This is a genomic window from Rhodoplanes tepidamans (assembly GCF_030813915.1).
Lineage (GTDB): Bacteria > Pseudomonadota > Alphaproteobacteria > Rhizobiales > Xanthobacteraceae > Rhodoplanes > Rhodoplanes tepidamans.
In genome coordinates, this window is sequence record NZ_JAUSUJ010000017.1 from 21712 (window position 1) to 37152 (window position 15441).

The 15441-nt window shown below is 70.9% G+C and carries 14 protein-coding genes; 5 read left to right on the top strand and 9 right to left on the bottom strand.

Annotated elements, in window-relative coordinates; translation table 11 throughout:
- Nucleotides 1-30 precede the first annotated feature (30 nt).
- Nucleotides 31-783: an SDR family NAD(P)-dependent oxidoreductase gene (locus J2S22_RS19640; RefSeq protein ID WP_272776857.1), complete on the top strand. Its 753-nt coding sequence runs from the start codon at nucleotides 31-33 to the stop codon at nucleotides 781-783.
- Nucleotides 784-1013: 230 nt separating this feature from the next.
- On the opposite strand, the gene dctA is transcribed toward J2S22_RS19640, so the two are convergent.
- Nucleotides 1014-2318, bottom strand: a complete 1305-nt coding sequence (gene dctA / locus J2S22_RS19645) for a C4-dicarboxylate transporter DctA (protein ID WP_272776856.1) — start codon at nucleotides 2316-2318, stop codon at nucleotides 1014-1016.
- Between the two features lie 273 nt (nucleotides 2319-2591).
- Between dctA and J2S22_RS19650 the strand changes: the two genes are divergently transcribed.
- Together J2S22_RS19650 and J2S22_RS19655 are read left to right on the top strand one after the other, a co-directional pair.
- The gene (locus J2S22_RS19650) at nucleotides 2592-3653 is read left to right on the top strand and encodes a LysR family transcriptional regulator (protein WP_307155862.1); all 1062 of its coding nucleotides are present in this window, start codon (nucleotides 2592-2594) and stop codon (nucleotides 3651-3653) included.
- Nucleotides 3650-6007, top strand: coding sequence for a Tex family protein (locus J2S22_RS19655; protein WP_272776855.1), 2358 nt, complete (start codon nucleotides 3650-3652; stop codon nucleotides 6005-6007). The genes J2S22_RS19650 and J2S22_RS19655 overlap by 4 nt, the downstream gene beginning before the upstream one ends.
- Before the next feature lie 152 nt (nucleotides 6008-6159).
- Here the strand turns inward: J2S22_RS19655 and J2S22_RS19660 are convergent, their stop codons facing one another.
- The gene (locus J2S22_RS19660) at nucleotides 6160-6696 is read right to left on the bottom strand and encodes a cyclase dehydrase (protein WP_272776854.1); all 537 of its coding nucleotides are present in this window, start codon (nucleotides 6694-6696) and stop codon (nucleotides 6160-6162) included.
- Between the two features lie 11 nt (nucleotides 6697-6707).
- A complete protein-coding gene (locus J2S22_RS19665; protein WP_272776853.1) occupies nucleotides 6708-7877 on the bottom strand; it encodes a zinc-dependent alcohol dehydrogenase in 1170 nt (389 codons plus the stop codon).
- Between the two features lie 242 nt (nucleotides 7878-8119).
- Between J2S22_RS19665 and J2S22_RS19670 the strand changes: the two genes are divergently transcribed.
- Nucleotides 8120-8398: a DUF6894 family protein gene (locus J2S22_RS19670; protein WP_272776852.1), complete on the top strand. Its 279-nt coding sequence runs from the start codon at nucleotides 8120-8122 to the stop codon at nucleotides 8396-8398.
- A 266-nt stretch (nucleotides 8399-8664) separates the two neighbouring features.
- Here J2S22_RS19670 and J2S22_RS19675 read toward each other — a convergent pair whose 3' ends face one another.
- A complete protein-coding gene (locus J2S22_RS19675; protein WP_284701221.1) occupies nucleotides 8665-8997 on the bottom strand; it encodes a hypothetical protein in 333 nt (110 codons plus the stop codon).
- Between the two features lie 684 nt (nucleotides 8998-9681).
- Nucleotides 9682-10650, bottom strand: coding sequence for a D-2-hydroxyacid dehydrogenase (locus J2S22_RS19680; protein WP_272776851.1), 969 nt, complete (start codon nucleotides 10648-10650; stop codon nucleotides 9682-9684).
- Between the two features lie 214 nt (nucleotides 10651-10864).
- Between J2S22_RS19680 and J2S22_RS19685 the strand changes: the two genes are divergently transcribed.
- Nucleotides 10865-11425 (top strand): Lrp/AsnC family transcriptional regulator, encoded by a 561-nt coding sequence (locus J2S22_RS19685; RefSeq protein WP_284701213.1) that lies wholly within the window; start codon nucleotides 10865-10867, stop codon nucleotides 11423-11425.
- Nucleotides 11426-11464: 39 nt separating this feature from the next.
- On the opposite strand, the gene J2S22_RS19690 is transcribed toward J2S22_RS19685, so the two are convergent.
- From J2S22_RS19690 to J2S22_RS19705, 4 genes are read right to left on the bottom strand one after another with little or no spacing between them, the layout of a single operon-like run.
- Entirely contained in the window at nucleotides 11465-12523 is a 1059-nt protein-coding gene (locus tag J2S22_RS19690) for a sulfate/molybdate ABC transporter ATP-binding protein (RefSeq protein ID WP_272776850.1), read from the bottom strand.
- Nucleotides 12524-12527: 4 nt separating this feature from the next.
- Nucleotides 12528-13442 (bottom strand): sulfate ABC transporter permease subunit CysW, encoded by a 915-nt coding sequence (gene cysW / locus J2S22_RS19695; protein WP_272776849.1) that lies wholly within the window; start codon nucleotides 13440-13442, stop codon nucleotides 12528-12530.
- Nucleotides 13435-14310 (bottom strand): sulfate ABC transporter permease subunit CysT, encoded by an 876-nt coding sequence (cysT, locus tag J2S22_RS19700; protein WP_272776848.1) that lies wholly within the window; start codon nucleotides 14308-14310, stop codon nucleotides 13435-13437. The genes cysW and cysT overlap by 8 nt, the downstream gene beginning before the upstream one ends.
- Nucleotides 14307-15404, bottom strand: a complete 1098-nt coding sequence (locus J2S22_RS19705) for a sulfate ABC transporter substrate-binding protein (protein ID WP_272776847.1) — start codon at nucleotides 15402-15404, stop codon at nucleotides 14307-14309. The genes cysT and J2S22_RS19705 overlap by 4 nt, the downstream gene beginning before the upstream one ends.
- Between the last annotated feature and the right edge of the window lie 37 nt (nucleotides 15405-15441).

The window sequence follows — 15441 nt, forward strand, 5'->3', positions numbered from 1 at the left end:
AGAAATCGACACAAGAACGAGGAAACCGCCATGGGTCGTCTGGAAGGGAAGGTGGCCGTCGTCACGGGAGCCGGCGGCGGCATCGGAGCCGCCATCTGCCGTGCCTTCGCCGCCGAGGGAGCCGCCGTCGTCGCGCTCGACATCGCCGCGGCGCCGCTCGAGCAGGTGGTGGCCGAGGTGACGGGGGCGGGCGGGCGCATCGCCGGCCTGGTCGCCGACGTCGCCGAGGAGGCGACCGCCGAGGCCGCTGTGGCCCGTGCCGTGACCGAGTTCGGCCGGCTCGACGTGCTGGTCTCCAACGCCGTGTTCGACCTGCCGCTGGCGCCGCTGACCACACTGTCGCTCGCCGACTGGCGGCGCACCTTCGCGGTCAACCTGGATTCCTCGTTCCTGCTCTCCAAGCACGCCATCCCGGTGATGGAGCGGGGCGGCGGCGGCAGCATCGTCCTGGTGGCGTCGCAGCAGGCCCGCGTCGCCCGCCCCGGCCGGCCGTGGTACTGCGCCGCCAAGGGCGCGCTGGTGCAGCTCGCCAAGGCGATGGCGGTCGACCATTCGGCGCAGGGGATCCGGGTCAACACGCTGTCGCCCGGCCCGGTCGAGACCGGCCGCTACCTGAAGAACTTCGCCACCCTCGAGGCGGCGCGCGCCAGCCACCACACCCTGCTGGGCCGGCTCGGCGCCCCCGACGAGGTCGCCACCGGGGCCGTGTTCCTGGCGAGCGACGAGTCCTCCTTCATGACCGGCTCGGATCTCCTCATCGACGGCGGCTACACGGCCGTGTGAACCTGTTCCCGGGCGATCAGTGCTCCGTCATTCCGGGGCGCGGCGCAGCCGCGAACCCGAAGTCAAGCGACAAGCTCCGAGTTCTCGGCTGGATGCCGGGGTCGGCGCTGCGCGCCGCCCCGGAATGACCAAGACGTTGTTCGGCCGGATGCCGTACGAGCTGAACGAAAGCGCCCGGGACGGGCCCGGGCGCTTCCTTCGCAACGACGGCGGCTGCGACGCGCGGCCGGTCAGTTCCCCGCGCCGCGGTCGAGCTCGCGGTGCAGCGTCTCGTGATCGAGCGCGCCGTCCCAGTCGGCGATGAAGATCGTCGCCACCGCGCTGCCGATGTAGTTCACCGGCACCAGGCCCTCGGCCAGCAGGCGGTGCACGCCGAGGATCAGCGCCACGCTGGTGACCGGGATGCTGCCGACCGACGACAACGTCGCCGCCAGCACGACGAAGGCGGCGCCGGAGACGCCGGCCGCGCCTTTCGAGGTGAGCAGCAGGACCAGCAGCAGGCCGACCTGATGGTACAGGGTCAGCGGCGTGTTGGTCGCCTGGGCGAGGAAGACGGCGGCGAAGGAGAGATACAGGCAGGTGCCGTCGAGATTGAACGAGTAGCCGGTCGGGACCACGAGGCCGACGATGCTCTTGCGGCAGCCGATCCGTTCCATCTTGTCGAGCAGCCGCGGCAGCACCACCTCGGACGACGTGGTGGCGAGGCAGATCAGCAGCTCCTCGCGCAGGTAGCGGATCAGCTTGACGATGCTGAAGCCGCACCAGCGCGCCACCAGGCCGAGCACGCCGAACACGAAGACGAGGCACACGGCGTAGAAGCCGAGCAGCAGCTTGCCGAGCGTGATCAGCGAGCCGGCGCCGTACTTGCCGACCGTGAAGGCGATGGCGCCGAAGGCGCCGATCGGGGCCGCCCACATGACGATGCCGACGGCGCCGAACAGCATCTTGGAGCCGACCTCGACGAGATGGACGAGCGGCTTGCCGGAGTCGCCCAGCGCCGCCAGCGAGAAGCCGAACAGCACCGACAGCACCAGCACCTGCAGGATGTTGCCGTCGGCGAGGGCGCCGAACACGGTGTTGGGGATGAGGCCCATCAGGAACTGGACGGTCCCGTGGTCCTGGGCCTGGGTGACGTAGTGCTTGACCGCGCCGGCGTCGATCGCGCCGACGTCGATGTTCATGCCGGCGCCCGGCTGCAGCAGGTTGACGCCGAGCAGGCCGAGCACGAGGGCGATCGTCGTCAGCACCTCGAAATAGATCAGCGCCTGGATGGCGACCTTGCCGACCTTGGCCATGTCGCCCATGCCGGCGATGCCGAGCACCACCGTGCACAGGATGATCGGCGCGATCAGCATCCGGATCGCGCGGATGAAGCCGTCGCCGAACGGCTGCATCATGGTACCGAATTCCGGATACCAGTGCCCCACCGCCACGCCGAGGATCATCGACAGCAGCACGTAGAACCACAACTGTCGGTACCAGGCGTTCTTGCCGGTGGCCGGTGCGTGCACGGTTGTAAGGGTGACGTCAGTCATCGACTGCCCCAGTCTGGAACATTGTTGATTTGTCGGGGGTCTTCGGGCGCAACGCGGCGCGTCTCGATATAGGGGTGCGCGCTGATGGCGACCAAGGATGCTGGTTTTCTATCAGCTATCGATTTCGGTTATAGTGAGATCCGCTCATGGCCGCCGGTCGCCCGGTGTGAAGACGGCCGGGTGATGAATCGATAGAGAGTGCGCCCGAGGCTCCACCGCGCGATCCGTCGCGGCGGAGCGGACCCGGACGCATCGCGGTCGGTCGAGGATCCGTTGAATCTCAGACAGCTCGAATACTTCGTCTGCGTCGCCGAGCAGGGCAGCTTCAGCAAGGCCGCCATCGTGCTGGGCGTCGCGCAGCCGGCGCTGTCGCGCCAGGTGCGTCTGCTGGAGGAGGATCTCAAGGTCCGTCTCCTCACCCGCAACGGGCGCGGCGTGGTGCTGACCGAGTCCGGCAAGCACCTGTTCCGCCACTCGATCGACGTCATGCAGATGATGTCGCGCATCCGCGAGCAGATCCTGTCGGAGCGCGACGAGCCGTCCGGCCTGATCACCATCGGCATGCCGCCGAGCTTCGGGCGGATGCTGACGCTGCGCCTGGCCGCCGAGTTCCGCAGCAACCTGCCGCGCGCCCGCCTGTCGATCATCGAGGGGCTGACGACGCATCTCACCGAGTGGATCGCCACCGACCGGATCGACCTCGCGGTGCTGCTCAATCCGGAGCCCTACACGGCGCTCGACATCCTGCCGGTGCTCGACGATCCGGTCTGCCTCGTCTCGGCCGCAGACGGCGGCAGGCCCGCGACGCCGACGATCGCCTTCGCGGACCTGCCGGGCCTGCCGCTGATCCTGCCCGGGCAGAGCCACTCGATCCGGCGGCTGGTCGAGACCCAGGCGGTGCTCGCCGGCATCAAGCTCGACGTCGCCTGGGAGGTGGCGAGCGTGCCGTCGATCCTGGAGCTCGTGCTGGCGGGCTACGGTCACGCGGTGCTGCCGTCCTCGGCCATCGCCGCGAGCCACGCGCCCGAGCGCTACCGGCTGCAGACCGTGACCCGGCCGAACCTGACCAGCACGCTGTGCCTCGCCGCCTCGGCCTACAAGAAGCCGACGCCGCTGCTGCTGCATGTCCGCGAGATGCTGGCCACGAGCCTGGTCGAGGCGGTGGCGCGTCCGGCCGGGGCGGCCGGGCCCGGCGCGGCGGAGCCGGGGCCGGCGCGCGACGACGGGGACGGCGGAGCCGGGGGGTTGCGGAATCGCGTCCGGCTCCGGCATACCCCAGCCCCCGGCGCCGTGGTTCCCGCGGCGGCCGGCCGAGGGTCGGGAGGACGAAGGTGAGCGCAACCATCAATCGCCGCATCGCCGAGGAGCTGGGCGTCCGCGAGGAGCAGGTCGCGGCCGCCGTGGAGCTCCTGGACGGCGGCGCCACCGTCCCGTTCGTCGCCCGCTACCGCAAGGAGGCGACCGGCGCGCTCGACGACGCGCAGCTCCGCACCCTGGAGGAGCGGCTGCGCTACCTGCGCGAGCTGGAGGAGCGCCGTACCGCCATCCTCGAGTCGATCAGGAGCCAGGGCAAGCTCGACGACGCCCTCGAGGCCCAGATCATGGCGGCCGACTCGAAGGCGCGGCTCGAGGACATCTACCTGCCGTTCAAGCCGAAACGCCGCACCAAGGCCGAGATCGCCCGCGAGGCGGGCCTCGCCCCGCTCGCCGAGCAGCTCCTCGCCGACCCGACCAACGATCCGCAGGCGCTCGCCGCCAGCTTCGTGAACCCCGACAAGAACGTCGCCGACGCGGCGGCGGCCCTCGACGGCGCCCGCGCCATCCTGGTGGAGCGCTTCGCCGAGGATGCCGACCTGATCGGCAAGCTGCGCGAGGCGCTGTGGACGAGCGGCCGGCTGGTCTCCAAGGTGCGCGACGGCAAGGCCGAGGCCGGTGCCAAGTTCGCCGACTATTTCGACTTCTCCGAGCCGCTGGCGAAGCTGCCGTCGCACCGGATTCTGGCGATGTTCCGCGGCGAGCGCGAGGAGATGCTCGACGTGCGCATCGAGGGCGAGGACGCCGGCTCCTCGGGCCCGAGCTCCTACGAGCTGTCGATCATGCACCGCTTCGCCATCGCCGACCGCGGGCGGCCGGCCGACAAATGGCTGGTCGACACGGCGCGCTGGGCGTGGCGCACCAAGATCTTCGTCCACCTCACCATCGACCTGCGGCTCCGCCTGTGGACGGCGGCCGAGGAGGAGGCGGTGCGGGTCTTCGCCGCCAATCTGCGCGACCTGCTGCTCGCCGCGCCGGCCGGCACCCGCGCCACCATGGGGCTCGATCCCGGCTACCGTACCGGCGTCAAGGTCGCCGTGGTCGACGCCACCGGAAAGGTGGTGGCGACCGACGCGATCTTCCCGCACGAGCCGCAGCGGCGCTGGGACGCCTCGATCGCCACGCTCGCCGCGCTCGCCCGCGCCCACAAGGTCGAGCTGATCGCCATTGGCAACGGCACCGCCTCGCGCGAGACCGACAAGCTCGCCGTCGAGCTGATCAAGAAGCACCCCGAGCTGAAGCTCTCCAAGATCGTCGTGTCGGAGGCGGGCGCCTCGGTCTACTCGGCCTCGGCCTACGCGTCCGAGGAGCTGCCCGGGCTCGACGTGACGCTGCGCGGCGCCGTGTCGATCGCGCGGCGGCTGCAGGATCCGCTCGCCGAGCTGGTCAAGATCGACCCGAAGTCGATCGGCGTCGGCCAGTACCAGCACGACCTCTCCGAGTCCAAGCTGTCGCGCTCGCTCGACGCCGTGGTCGAGGACTGCGTCAACGCGGTCGGCGTCGACGTCAACACGGCGTCGGCGCCGCTGCTCGCCCGCGTCTCCGGCATCGGCTCCGGCCTCGCCCAGAACATCGTCCTGCATCGCGACACCAACGGCCCGTTCAAGAGCCGCAAGGCCCTGAAGGAGGTGCCGCGGCTCGGGCCGAAGGCGTTCGAGCAGTGCGCCGGGTTCCTGCGCATCCGCGACGGCGAGGATCCCCTCGACGCCTCGGGCGTGCACCCGGAGGCCTATCCGGTGGTGCGGCGGATCCTCCAGGCGACCAAGAGCGACATCAAGGCGCTGATCGGCAATTCGGCGACGCTGCGCGGTCTCGCGCCGAAGAGCTTCGTCGACGAGACGTTCGGGCTGCCGACCGTCACCGACATCCTCAAGGAGCTGGAGAAGCCGGGCCGCGACCCGCGCCCGGCCTTCAAGACCGCCGAGTTCAAGGAGGGCGTCGAGACGCTCGACGACCTCAAGCCCGGCATGATCCTGGAAGGCGTCGTCACCAACGTCGCGGCGTTCGGCGCCTTCGTCGACGTCGGGGTGCACCAGGACGGGCTCGTCCACGTCTCGGCGATGTCGAAGACCTTCGTGAAGGATCCGCGCGAGGTGGCGAAGCCCGGCGACATCGTGCGGGTGAAGGTGCTGGAGGTCGACAAGCCGAGGAAGCGCATCTCGCTCACCATGCGGCTCGACGACCAGCCCGGACAGGACCAGCGCTCCGGCGCCGGCCGTGCGGGCGGCGGCCGCGACCAGCGCGACGCGCGCGGCGGCGGAGGGCGCAACGACTACGGGCGGAAGCCCGAGCGCGACACCGGCAACAACGCGCTCGCCGAGGCGCTGCGCCGTGCCGGGCTCGGCGGCGGCAGCAACGAGAAGGGCCGGCGCTGACACCTGCTTCGCGGGCTCATGCCCTCTGCTCGGAGGAGGATGCTCCGTTCGTCCCCGCGAAGGCGGGGACCCAGGAGCGGCACGACCTGGGACCCTGGATTCCCGCTTGCGCGGGAATGAGCCGAGTTCGGGAAGAGCCGCCGGACGTCTGATCAGCTCCCGCCACCGCCCCACGGCCGCAGCTTCTCGGGGAACCGCATGTCCTTCGGCACGACCGCGTCGCGGGCGATGCCGCGCATCCGGTCCGGCAGATCGCGAAAGCCGCGGCGGCGGTCGTAGCCGTAGGTGAGGCGGCGGCGCGGCCGCTCGGTTCCGCTCGCCGCGAGCGCGGCGGCGACGTCGAGCGCCGTGACGCCGAGCACCGCCGCCATCGCGAGCCCGCGGGCGCCGCGCCGGCGGCTCGACCCGTCGCTCCCGGCCGCCAGCGTCGCGAGGTCGAGCACGTCGCCGGCGACCCGGCCCCACAGCCACGGCGCCGGCTGCGACGTGGTGAGAAGCCCGATGCCGGTGGTGATCTCGCGGGCTCCACAGGCCTGCACGAGCCCTTCCTGGCCGCGCAGGCCGATCCGCCGGGTGAGGGCGCGGGGCGCGAACAGCTCCGCCGCGCCGAGCGCGAGGGAGAACCAGCCGAGCCCGCGGGCGAGCGCGTGCGCGGTCGAGGCGGACGGCATCCGGGTGCGATCGAGCATCTCGGTTCTCCTCACGGCTGCAGGACGACCTTGACGCAGCCGTCATGCTTGTCGCGGAACGTCTTGTAGAGCTCGGGCCCGTCGGCGAGGCTCGCCCGGTGCGTGATCACGAAGGTCGGGTCGATCTGGCCCTCCTCGATCCGCTTCAGCAGGTCGTCGGTCCACCGGTTCACGTGGGTCTGGCCGGTCCGAATGGTGAGGCTCTTGTTCATCGCCATGCCGAACGGGATCTTGTCGAGCACGCCGCCGTACACGCCCGGCACCGAGAGGACGCCGGCCGGGCGGCACACATACATCATCTCGCGCAGCACGTGCGGCCGGTCGGTCTCCAGCATCACGGCCTGCTTGGCACGGTCGTACATCGAGTCGAGCGTGGCGGTCGCGTGCGCCTCCAGCCCGACCGCGTCGATGCACTTCTCGGGGCCCTTGCCGCCGGTGAGGTCGTTGAGCCGCTCGACGACGCTCTCGGTCTCGAAATCGATCGTGGTCGCGCCGCCGGCCCTGGCCATCGCCAGGCGCTCCGGCACGCGGTCGATGGCGATCACCTGCCGGGCGCCGAGCATCACGGCGCTGCGGATGCAGAACTGGCCGACCGGGCCGCAGCCCCAGATCGCCACCGTGTCGGTCGGCTCGATGTCGCACTGCACGACCGCCTGCCAGCCGGTCGGGAAGATGTCGCCGAGAAACAGCACCTGCTCGTCGGTCAAATTGCTCGGCACCTTCACGGGCGCCACGTCGGCATAGGGCACCCGGACGTATTCGGCCTGGCCGCCGGCATAGCCCCCGGTGAGATGCGTGTAGCCGAACAGGCCCGCGGTGGTGTGCCCGAACACCTTGTCGCCGACCGACTTGTTGCGGTTGGAGCGCTCGCAGACCGAGAAGTAACCGCGCCGGCACTGATCGCATTCGCCGCAACAGATCGTGAACGGGACGACGACGCGATCGCCGACCTTCAGCTTCTTGTTCTCCGATCCGACCTCGACCACCTCGCCCATGAACTCGTGGCCCATGATGTCGCCGGACTCCATGCCGGGCATGAAGCCGTCGTAAAGGTGCAGGTCCGAGCCGCAGATGGCGCAGCTCGTCACCTTCACGATCGCATCGCGCGGATGCTCGATCTTCGGATCCGGAACTTCGTCGCAGCGGATGTCCTGCTTGCCGTGCCAGCACAATGCCTTCATTGCGATCTCCCGAGGCGCGATCCGCACCCCCTCGGCGGACCGCGGCCGCCGGCCGTCCGGGCGGGAGCCGCGACCTGTGCGGCTCGTGCCGCCGGGCCGATGCGATCATTGCGGGGTCAACGTCGCGCCGCGGCCGGCGTTCCTGGCCGGGACGCCCGGCGGACGCTGTGTGCGGAACCCCACGGAACAAAACGCGGCCCCGGTGTCTTGATACGGAGGACCGAACCGACTCCGAGCCCGCGATGCCCCGCTACACGATCAGGATCAGCAACGAGGAGACCGCCTACGAGGCGTCCGACCTCGTTCTCCCGGACCCCGACAAGGCCTGCGAGCTGGCGGTCAAGCTGGTCGCCGACCTGTTCTCGTCCGGCCCGTCCGCCTTCGCGGACGGATGGTCGCGCTGCTCGATCCGGGTGATGGCGGAGGACGGGGAACAGGTCTTCGCGGCGAGCGCCGCCGAGGCGGCGCTGATCGAGCGCGACATCGTCCGCTCGGAATCCGCGGCCCTGGCCAACAACTGAGCGGCGCCCGACAGGGCGGGCGCGTCGGCGGGGCGACCGGCGCCCTCCCGCGATACGCCGCGGCCGCGTCGCAGCTCACGCATCCACGCCGCGAATGCATGCCTGAATCACGAAACGCCCCGGCCGGCCGTTCTCCGCGGGGAGAACGGTCGACAAGAGCAGGAACCGCGAACTGCGATCTGGGCGCCGGTCGTGAGCGGCCGGCGCGCGGCCGTGCGAGAGGCGGTCGCGGAGCCGGCCGGGCCGAGGCTCCGTTCCGCGCAGGCTCAGCGACGCGAGTCGAGCGACACGCCGAGCGAATAGGCCTTCTGGCGGGTCGCCCCTTCGGTGCGCTTCAGCGCCTTGGCGATCTTCGCCGTCGGCAGCTTCTGCTTGGCGAGCGCCTTCAGCTCCTTCACGTCGTCCTTGGTCCAGCCACGCCGCTTCGACGCGCCCGTCTTCTTGGCGGCAGCCGCCGTCTTGACCGTGGTGGCCGCCTTGCCGGCGGTCGCCTTCTTGGCAGCCGTGGCCGTCACCTTCTTGGCCGGAGCCGGCTTCTTGGCCGGGGCGGCCTTCTTCTTGGGGGCGGGCGCCTTCTTGGCGGTCGTCGCTCGTGCCATCGAATACTCCTCGATAATGGCTGGGGCAGAACGCGCGATGCTGCGGCCTCGAGACGCTGCGGTCCTGCGATGTCGATCGTGCGAGTCTGTCTAAAGATGCTCGGTTCTGGTCGGCCGCATCACGACACGATGGAACGCATGACGACCATCGCGCGGCATTCAAAGGAATGCTTCGGTTATCTCATCACGACGCGGATGTAAACCTTTCGTCCGCATTTCATGTCGCATAACCGTCGGACAACTCGATCAGACCGCGTGTGACGCGCCGCGAGATGGAATTAGATCGGGTGCCGGACCGGCTTTTGCAGCAGCGCGAGGGCCCCGGCCCGCGATGCGGTCCGGCGACGATAACGAATTGTTAACACGACGACATCTTCTCGTGATCACGTCGAGAGGCGAGGCCGTTCCGCGGCCGCCGCCTCAGCTGATCAGCAGCACGGTGCGAGCGGCCTGCTGTGATCAGACCCGGCGGCGTCGGGTTTTCTCTCCATACGCGGAACCCGCGGTTCGATCGGGCGCGGCAGCGCGCCGCACGGGCGCGCTCGACGGGCCGGGCCTGCTGATCAGGCGGCCGATGCCGGGACGTGATGCCCGCGACGGTTGCCGCGGCACGGCGATCTGCTCACGACGGCCGGTGCCGCCGTCGTGAGCCGCGTTCGACGGAGCGTCCGGGCGCGCCGCGGCTCAGCCGCCGAGGGTCGACGTCTCGACCGGCGTGGCGAAGGGCCGGCCCTTCACGGCCCGGCGGGCGTTGTCGGCGCACACCGCGGCGAGCCGCCCGGCGAGCGCGCGGCTGCCGATGCCGGCGAGATGCGGCGTGACGATCAGGTTCGGCGCCGTCCAGACCGGACTGTCCGCCGGCACCGGCTCGCGCTCGAACACGTCGAGCGCCGCGCCGCCGAGGCCGCCGTCGGCGAGCGCCGCGATCAGCGCGTCCTGCACGATGGTGTCGCCGCGTCCGACATTGACGACGAGCGCGCCGCGCGGCAGCCGCGCCAGCCGCTCGGCGTCGAGCAGGCCGCGGGTCGCCGGCGTCGAGGGCAGGACCGCGACCAGCGCGTCGGCGCGCGGCAGCACCTCGTCGAGTGCCTCGACGGTCGCGAACTCGTCGACGTCGGCATGGCTGCGACGGGTGCGGGCGACGGCGATCACGTGTGCATCGAACGCCTTCAGGCGGCGGGCGATCGCCTGCCCGATGGCGCCGAAGCCGAGCAGCACGATCGTGCTCGCCTCCAGCGACCGCAGGCGCGGCCGCAGATCCGCGGCGGCCCAGCGCCGCTCGCGTTGCGCTGCCACGGCGGCCGGCAGCTGACGGAGCAGGGCGGAGAGGAGCGTCACCGCGTGCTCGGCGACCGTCGGAGCCCAGGCGGCGGCCGAGTTGGTGATCGCGACGCCCGCCGGCGGCGGAAAGCGCAGCAGCGGATCGACGCCCGACGAGACGAAGTGAATCCAGCGCAGCCGCGGCGCCGCCGCGACCGCATCGGCGGTCTCCTGGTCGTAGAGGCTCGCCATCACGGCGAGCGCGTCGGCCGAGGCGAGCGCGGCGCTCAGCTCCTCCTTGGTCGTCGCGACCACCGGCGCGGCGCCGGGGATCTCCCGCAAGGCCGCGACGAAGGCCTCGGCGCCGAACGGGACATGGAGGGCGATGCGCATGACGGAACTCCGGATGTGCTGCTTCGATGCGAAGCCGGGGGCGAAAGACCGCACGATACGTCAGAAGCGGTCGCCGCAGGACGTGCCCGCGTCGCGTTTCGTTTTCGTGTCGTCGGCCGGCGGAGGCCGGCTTGCGCTTCGGAGAGAATTATTTTTTACTGCGCGAACCAGAGATTCATGCGGAAGAAAAATTATTCTTCCGAAGTGAGAAGAAATGAAGCAGGACACTCCTCCGACCCGGGTCCGCAAGGTGGATGCGGTCGATCGCCGGATTCTCACGGTGCTGCAGCGCGACGCCAGCATCACGCTCGCCGCGCTCGCCAAGCAGGTGCATCTGTCGCAGACGCCGTGCTGGAAGCGCATCCAGCGGCTGGAAGCCGACGGCGTCATCACCGGCCGGGTGGCGCTGGTGTCGCCCGAGAAGATCGGCCTCGGCCTCACCGTGTTCGTCTCGATCGAGACCGGCGACCATTCGAAGGAGTGGCTCGACGCCTTCGCCAAGTCGATCTCGGCGATGCCCGAGGTGATGGACGTCTACCGCATGGCCGGCGACGTCGACTACATGCTGCGCGTCGTGGTGGCCGACATGGGCGCCTACGACACCTTCTACAAGAAGCTGATCGAGACGGTGCCGCTGAAGAACGTGACGTCGCGCTTCGCCATGGAGCGGGTCAAGTCGAGCACCGCCTATCCGGTGCCGGGTCCGGCCGCCGAGCCCCGCGTCGCTACCCGCGCCCCGGCGTCAGCGAGGTGGCGAGTAGCGAACGGCGAGTAGCAGCGCCGGTCCTCTTCCCTATTCGCCATTCGCCACTCGCTAGCTGTTCGCCCCGTCCGTTCCGAACAGCCGCATCGTGCGCAGCCGGACGTGCATCACGTCGCCGCGGGCGACCGAGACGTCGGCCGGCAGCTCGATCTCGACCGGCGGCACGCCGTCGGCGAGCCGCAGCTCGGCGCGCCGCGCCGGCCCGGCGCGGCGGACGCCGATCACGGTGGCGGCGAGCGCGCCCGACCGGGCGTCGGCGGCGACCAGGTCGCGCGGCCGCACGAACAGTGCCGCGGTCCCGGACACGGTGGCGTCGGGAGCGGGCAGCACGTGCTCGCCGATCCGCACCAGCCCGCCCTCGACCGTCACCGTCACCCGCACCGCCTCGCCGATGAAGCCGGCCACGAAGGCGCTCGCCGGCCGGTCGTAGACCTCGTCGGGCGTGCCGATCTGCTCGATGCGGCCCTGGTTGAGGATCGCCACCCGGTCCGAGAGCTCCAGCGCCTCGTCCTGGTCGTGGGTGACGAACAGCGTGGTGTGGCCGGTGCGGTCGTGCAGCTCGCGCAGCCAGCGGCGCAGCTCGCGCCGCACCTTGGCGTCGAGCGCGCCGAACGGCTCGTCGAGCAGCAGCACCTTGGGCTCGACCGCGAGCGCCCGGGCGAGCGCCACGCGCTGCCGCTGGCCGCCGGAGAGCTGCGAGGGGAACCGCCGTTCGAGGCCGCCGAGCTGGACGAGGTCGAGCAGCTCGGCGACCCTGCTGCGGATCGCCGCGCGGCTCGGCCGGGCATGGCGCGGCCGCACCTTCAGCCCGTAGGCGACGTTGCCGCCGACGTCGAGATGCTTGAACAGCGCGTAGCTCTGGAACACGAAGCCGACCCGGCGCGCCTGCACAGGCAGGGCGGTCGCCTCCTCGCCGCCGAACCAGATGTGTCCGGCGGTCGGCCGCTCCAGGCCGGCGACGATGCGCAGCAGCGTGGTCTTGCCGGAGCCCGACGGGCCGAGCAGCGCCACGAGCTCGCCGGCCTCGACCGACAGGTCGACGCCGTTGAGCGCCGGCGTGCCGCCGAACCTCTTCTCCAGCCCTTCGGCCCGTATCGCGACCGTGTCCACGTGGTCAGTATAGCCGGGTCCGGCCGAGCGCGTCACCGTAGCGCCACTCGAGGACGGACTTGGCGAGGAGGGTGACGAGGGCGAGGCCGGCGAGGAGGGAAGCGACCGCGAAAGCCGCCACGAAGTTGTACTCATTGTAGAGAATCTCCACGTGCAGCGGCATCGTGTTGGTCAGGCCGCGCACGTGGCCGGAGACCACCGAGACGGCGCCGAACTCGCCCATCGCGCGGGCGTTGCACAGGAGCACGCCGTAGAGCAGCGCCCATTTGGTGTTCGGCAGCGTGACGGTCAGGAAGGTGCGCAGTCCCGAGGCGCCGAGGGTGAGGGCGGCCTCCTCCTCGGCCGTGCCCTGCTCCTGCATCAGCGGGATCAGCTCGCGGGCGACGAACGGGAAGGTGACGAAGACGGTGGCGAGCACGATGCCGGGCACCGCGAAGACGATCTGCAGGTCGTGCGCGGCGAGCCACTTGCCGAAATAGCCCTGCGCCCCGAACAGGAGCACGAAGACCAGGCCCGAGACCACCGGCGACACCGAGAAGGGCAGGTCGATCAGCGTGGTCAGCAGGCTCTTGCCGGGGAACTCGAACTTGGCGATCGCCCAGGCCGCGCAGATGCCGAACACCAGGTTGAGCGGCACCGCGATGGCCGCCACCGTGAGGGTGAGGCGGATGGCCGCCTGGGTGTCGGGATCGGCGAAGGACTCGAGATAGTGGTCGACGCCGCGGCGAAACGCCTCGGCGAACACGGCGATCAGCGGCAGCACGACGAACAGGGCCAGGAACGCCACCGCGGTGCCGATCAGGATCGCCTTGGTGGCCCGGGTCTCGTCCACGGTCGGCCGCGGCCGGATCACCGGCGTCGGCCTGGCGGCGGGGCGGCCGGACCCCTCGTCGGGCAGCGCCGCGGGCTGATCAGACATGGCCGAATCTCCGCCGGCTGAACGCCTGCAGCAGGTTGATGGCGAGCAGCAGCAGGAACGAGATCGCCAGCATCACGGTGGCGATGGCGGTGGCGCCGGCATAGTTGAACTCCTCGAGCTGGATGACGATGAGGAGCGGCGCGATCTCCGACTTGAACGGGAGGTTGCCGGCGATGAAGATCACCGAGCCGTACTCGCCGACGGCGCGGCCGAAGGCGAGCGCGAAGCCGGTCAGCACCGCCGGCAGCAGCGCCGGCAGCACCACCCGCACGATGGTCTGCCGCCGCGTCGCGCCGAGCGTCGCCGAGGCCTCCTCGATCTCGCGGTCGAAGTCGGCCAGCACGGGCTGCACGGTGCGCACCACGAAGGGCAGGCCGACGAACACCAGCGCGATGAAGATGCCGAGCGGCGTGAACGCGATCTGGATGCCGAGCGGCGCGACCAGGCCGCCGATCCAGCCGTTGGGGGCGTAGATGGCGGCGAGCGCGATGCCGGCGACCGCGGTCGGCAGCGCGAAGGGCAGATCCACCACGGCGTCGAGCAGGCGGCGCCCGGGGAACTCGTAGCGGGTCAGCACCCAGGCGACCAGGAGGCCGAACACGGCGTTCACGGCGGCGGCGGCGAGCGACAGGCCGAAGCTGGTCTGCAGCGCCGCCAGCACGCGCGGCGACGACGTGATGCGCCAGATGCCGTCGAGCCCGAGGCCGCTCGCCCGCATCACCAGGGCGGCGAGCGGGATCAGCACGATCAGCGACAGCCAGGTGACGGCGAAGCCGAAGGTGAGGCCGAAGCCGGGCAGCGCGCTCGGCTGCCGGAACCGCCAAGGGGCCGCCGCGGCGCGCGGCGATGCGGATGCGGTCGCGGTCATCGTCCCTGGGCGCCCGCCTGGTAGATCTGGTCGAACACGGCGCCGTCGGCGAAGTGCTCGGCCTGCGCCTTCGCCCAGCCGCCGAACACCCCGTCGATGGTCACGAGCCGCGTCTTGCCGAAGCGCGCCAGATCCTCGGGCGCGGCGTGCTCGGGCCGGAACGGCCGGTAGAAATGCGACGCGATGAGGCGCTGCGCTGCCGGCCCGTAGAGGAACGCGAGATAGGCCTGCGCCACCGCGCGGGTGCCGCGCTTGTCGACGACCTGGTCGACCAGCGCCACCGGCGGCTCGGCGACGATGGAGAGCGACGGATAGACGATGTCGAACCGGTCGGCGCCGAACTCCTGCTTGGCCAGGAACGCCTCGTTCTCCCAGGCGACCAGCACGTCGCCGAGGCCGCGCTGGACGAACGTGGTGGTCGAGCCGCGCGCCCCGGTGTCGAGCACCGGCACGTTGCGGAAGATCGCCGCGACCAGCGCCTTCGCCTTGCCGGCGTCGCCGCCCGAGCGGTCGAGCTCGAAGGCCCAGGCGGCGAGATAGTTCCAGCGCGCGCCGCCCGAGGTCTTCGGGTTCGGCGTGATCACCTGGACGCCCGGCTTCGCCAGGTCGTCCCAGTCCTTGATGCCCTTGGGGTTGCCCTTGCGGACGAGCAGCACGATCGTCGAGGTGTAGGGCGACGAATTGTTCGGCAGGCGCGTCTGCCAGTCGGCCGGCAGGCGCTTCGATTCGCGAGCGATGGCGTCGATGTCGCCGGCCAGCGCCAGCGTCACCACGTCGGCGTCGAGGCCGTCGATGACCGAGCGGGCCTGGCGGCCGGAGCCGCCGTGCGACGTGCGGATCGTCACCTTCTGGCCGGTCTTGGCCTGCCACTCCTTGGCGAAGGCGTCGTTGACGGCGCGGTAGAGCTCGCGGGTCGGATCGTAGGAGACGTTGACGAGCGTGACCGCCTGGGCGCGCGCCGCGGCCGGCAGGCCGCAGATCAGGCCGACGCCGAGGACGAGCAGCGCCGCGAGCCGTGCGGCCGCCGGCGCCGCCGCGCAGTGAACGGCCGGGCGAGCCGGCGTCGAACGGACCGCAATGGGTCGGAGAAGCATCGCGTCACCTGTCTTCCTGTCGTCCGCAGTTCGGCGC

Excerpts from the sequence above, each read along its gene's own strand:
- cysT (WP_272776848.1), bottom strand. The coding sequence starts at position 14,310 with ATGACCGCGACCGCATCCGCATCGCCGCGCGCCGCGGCGGCCCCTTGG.
- J2S22_RS19685 (WP_284701213.1), top strand. The coding sequence starts at position 10,865 with ATGAAGCAGGACACTCCTCCGACCCGGGTCCGCAAGGTGGATGCGGTC.
- dctA (WP_272776856.1), bottom strand. The coding sequence starts at position 2,318 with ATGACTGACGTCACCCTTACAACCGTGCACGCACCGGCCACCGGCAAG.
- J2S22_RS19665 (WP_272776853.1), bottom strand. The coding sequence starts at position 7,877 with ATGAAGGCATTGTGCTGGCACGGCAAGCAGGACATCCGCTGCGACGAA.
- J2S22_RS19680 (WP_272776851.1), bottom strand. The coding sequence starts at position 10,650 with ATGCGCATCGCCCTCCATGTCCCGTTCGGCGCCGAGGCCTTCGTCGCG.
- cysW (WP_272776849.1), bottom strand. The coding sequence starts at position 13,442 with ATGTCTGATCAGCCCGCGGCGCTGCCCGACGAGGGGTCCGGCCGCCCC.
- J2S22_RS19640 (WP_272776857.1), top strand. The coding sequence starts at position 31 with ATGGGTCGTCTGGAAGGGAAGGTGGCCGTCGTCACGGGAGCCGGCGGC.
- J2S22_RS19675 (WP_284701221.1), bottom strand. The coding sequence starts at position 8,997 with ATGGCACGAGCGACGACCGCCAAGAAGGCGCCCGCCCCCAAGAAGAAG.
- J2S22_RS19660 (WP_272776854.1), bottom strand. The coding sequence starts at position 6,696 with ATGCTCGATCGCACCCGGATGCCGTCCGCCTCGACCGCGCACGCGCTC.
- J2S22_RS19705 (WP_272776847.1), bottom strand. The coding sequence starts at position 15,404 with ATGCTTCTCCGACCCATTGCGGTCCGTTCGACGCCGGCTCGCCCGGCC.
- J2S22_RS19670 (WP_272776852.1), top strand. The coding sequence starts at position 8,120 with ATGCCCCGCTACACGATCAGGATCAGCAACGAGGAGACCGCCTACGAG.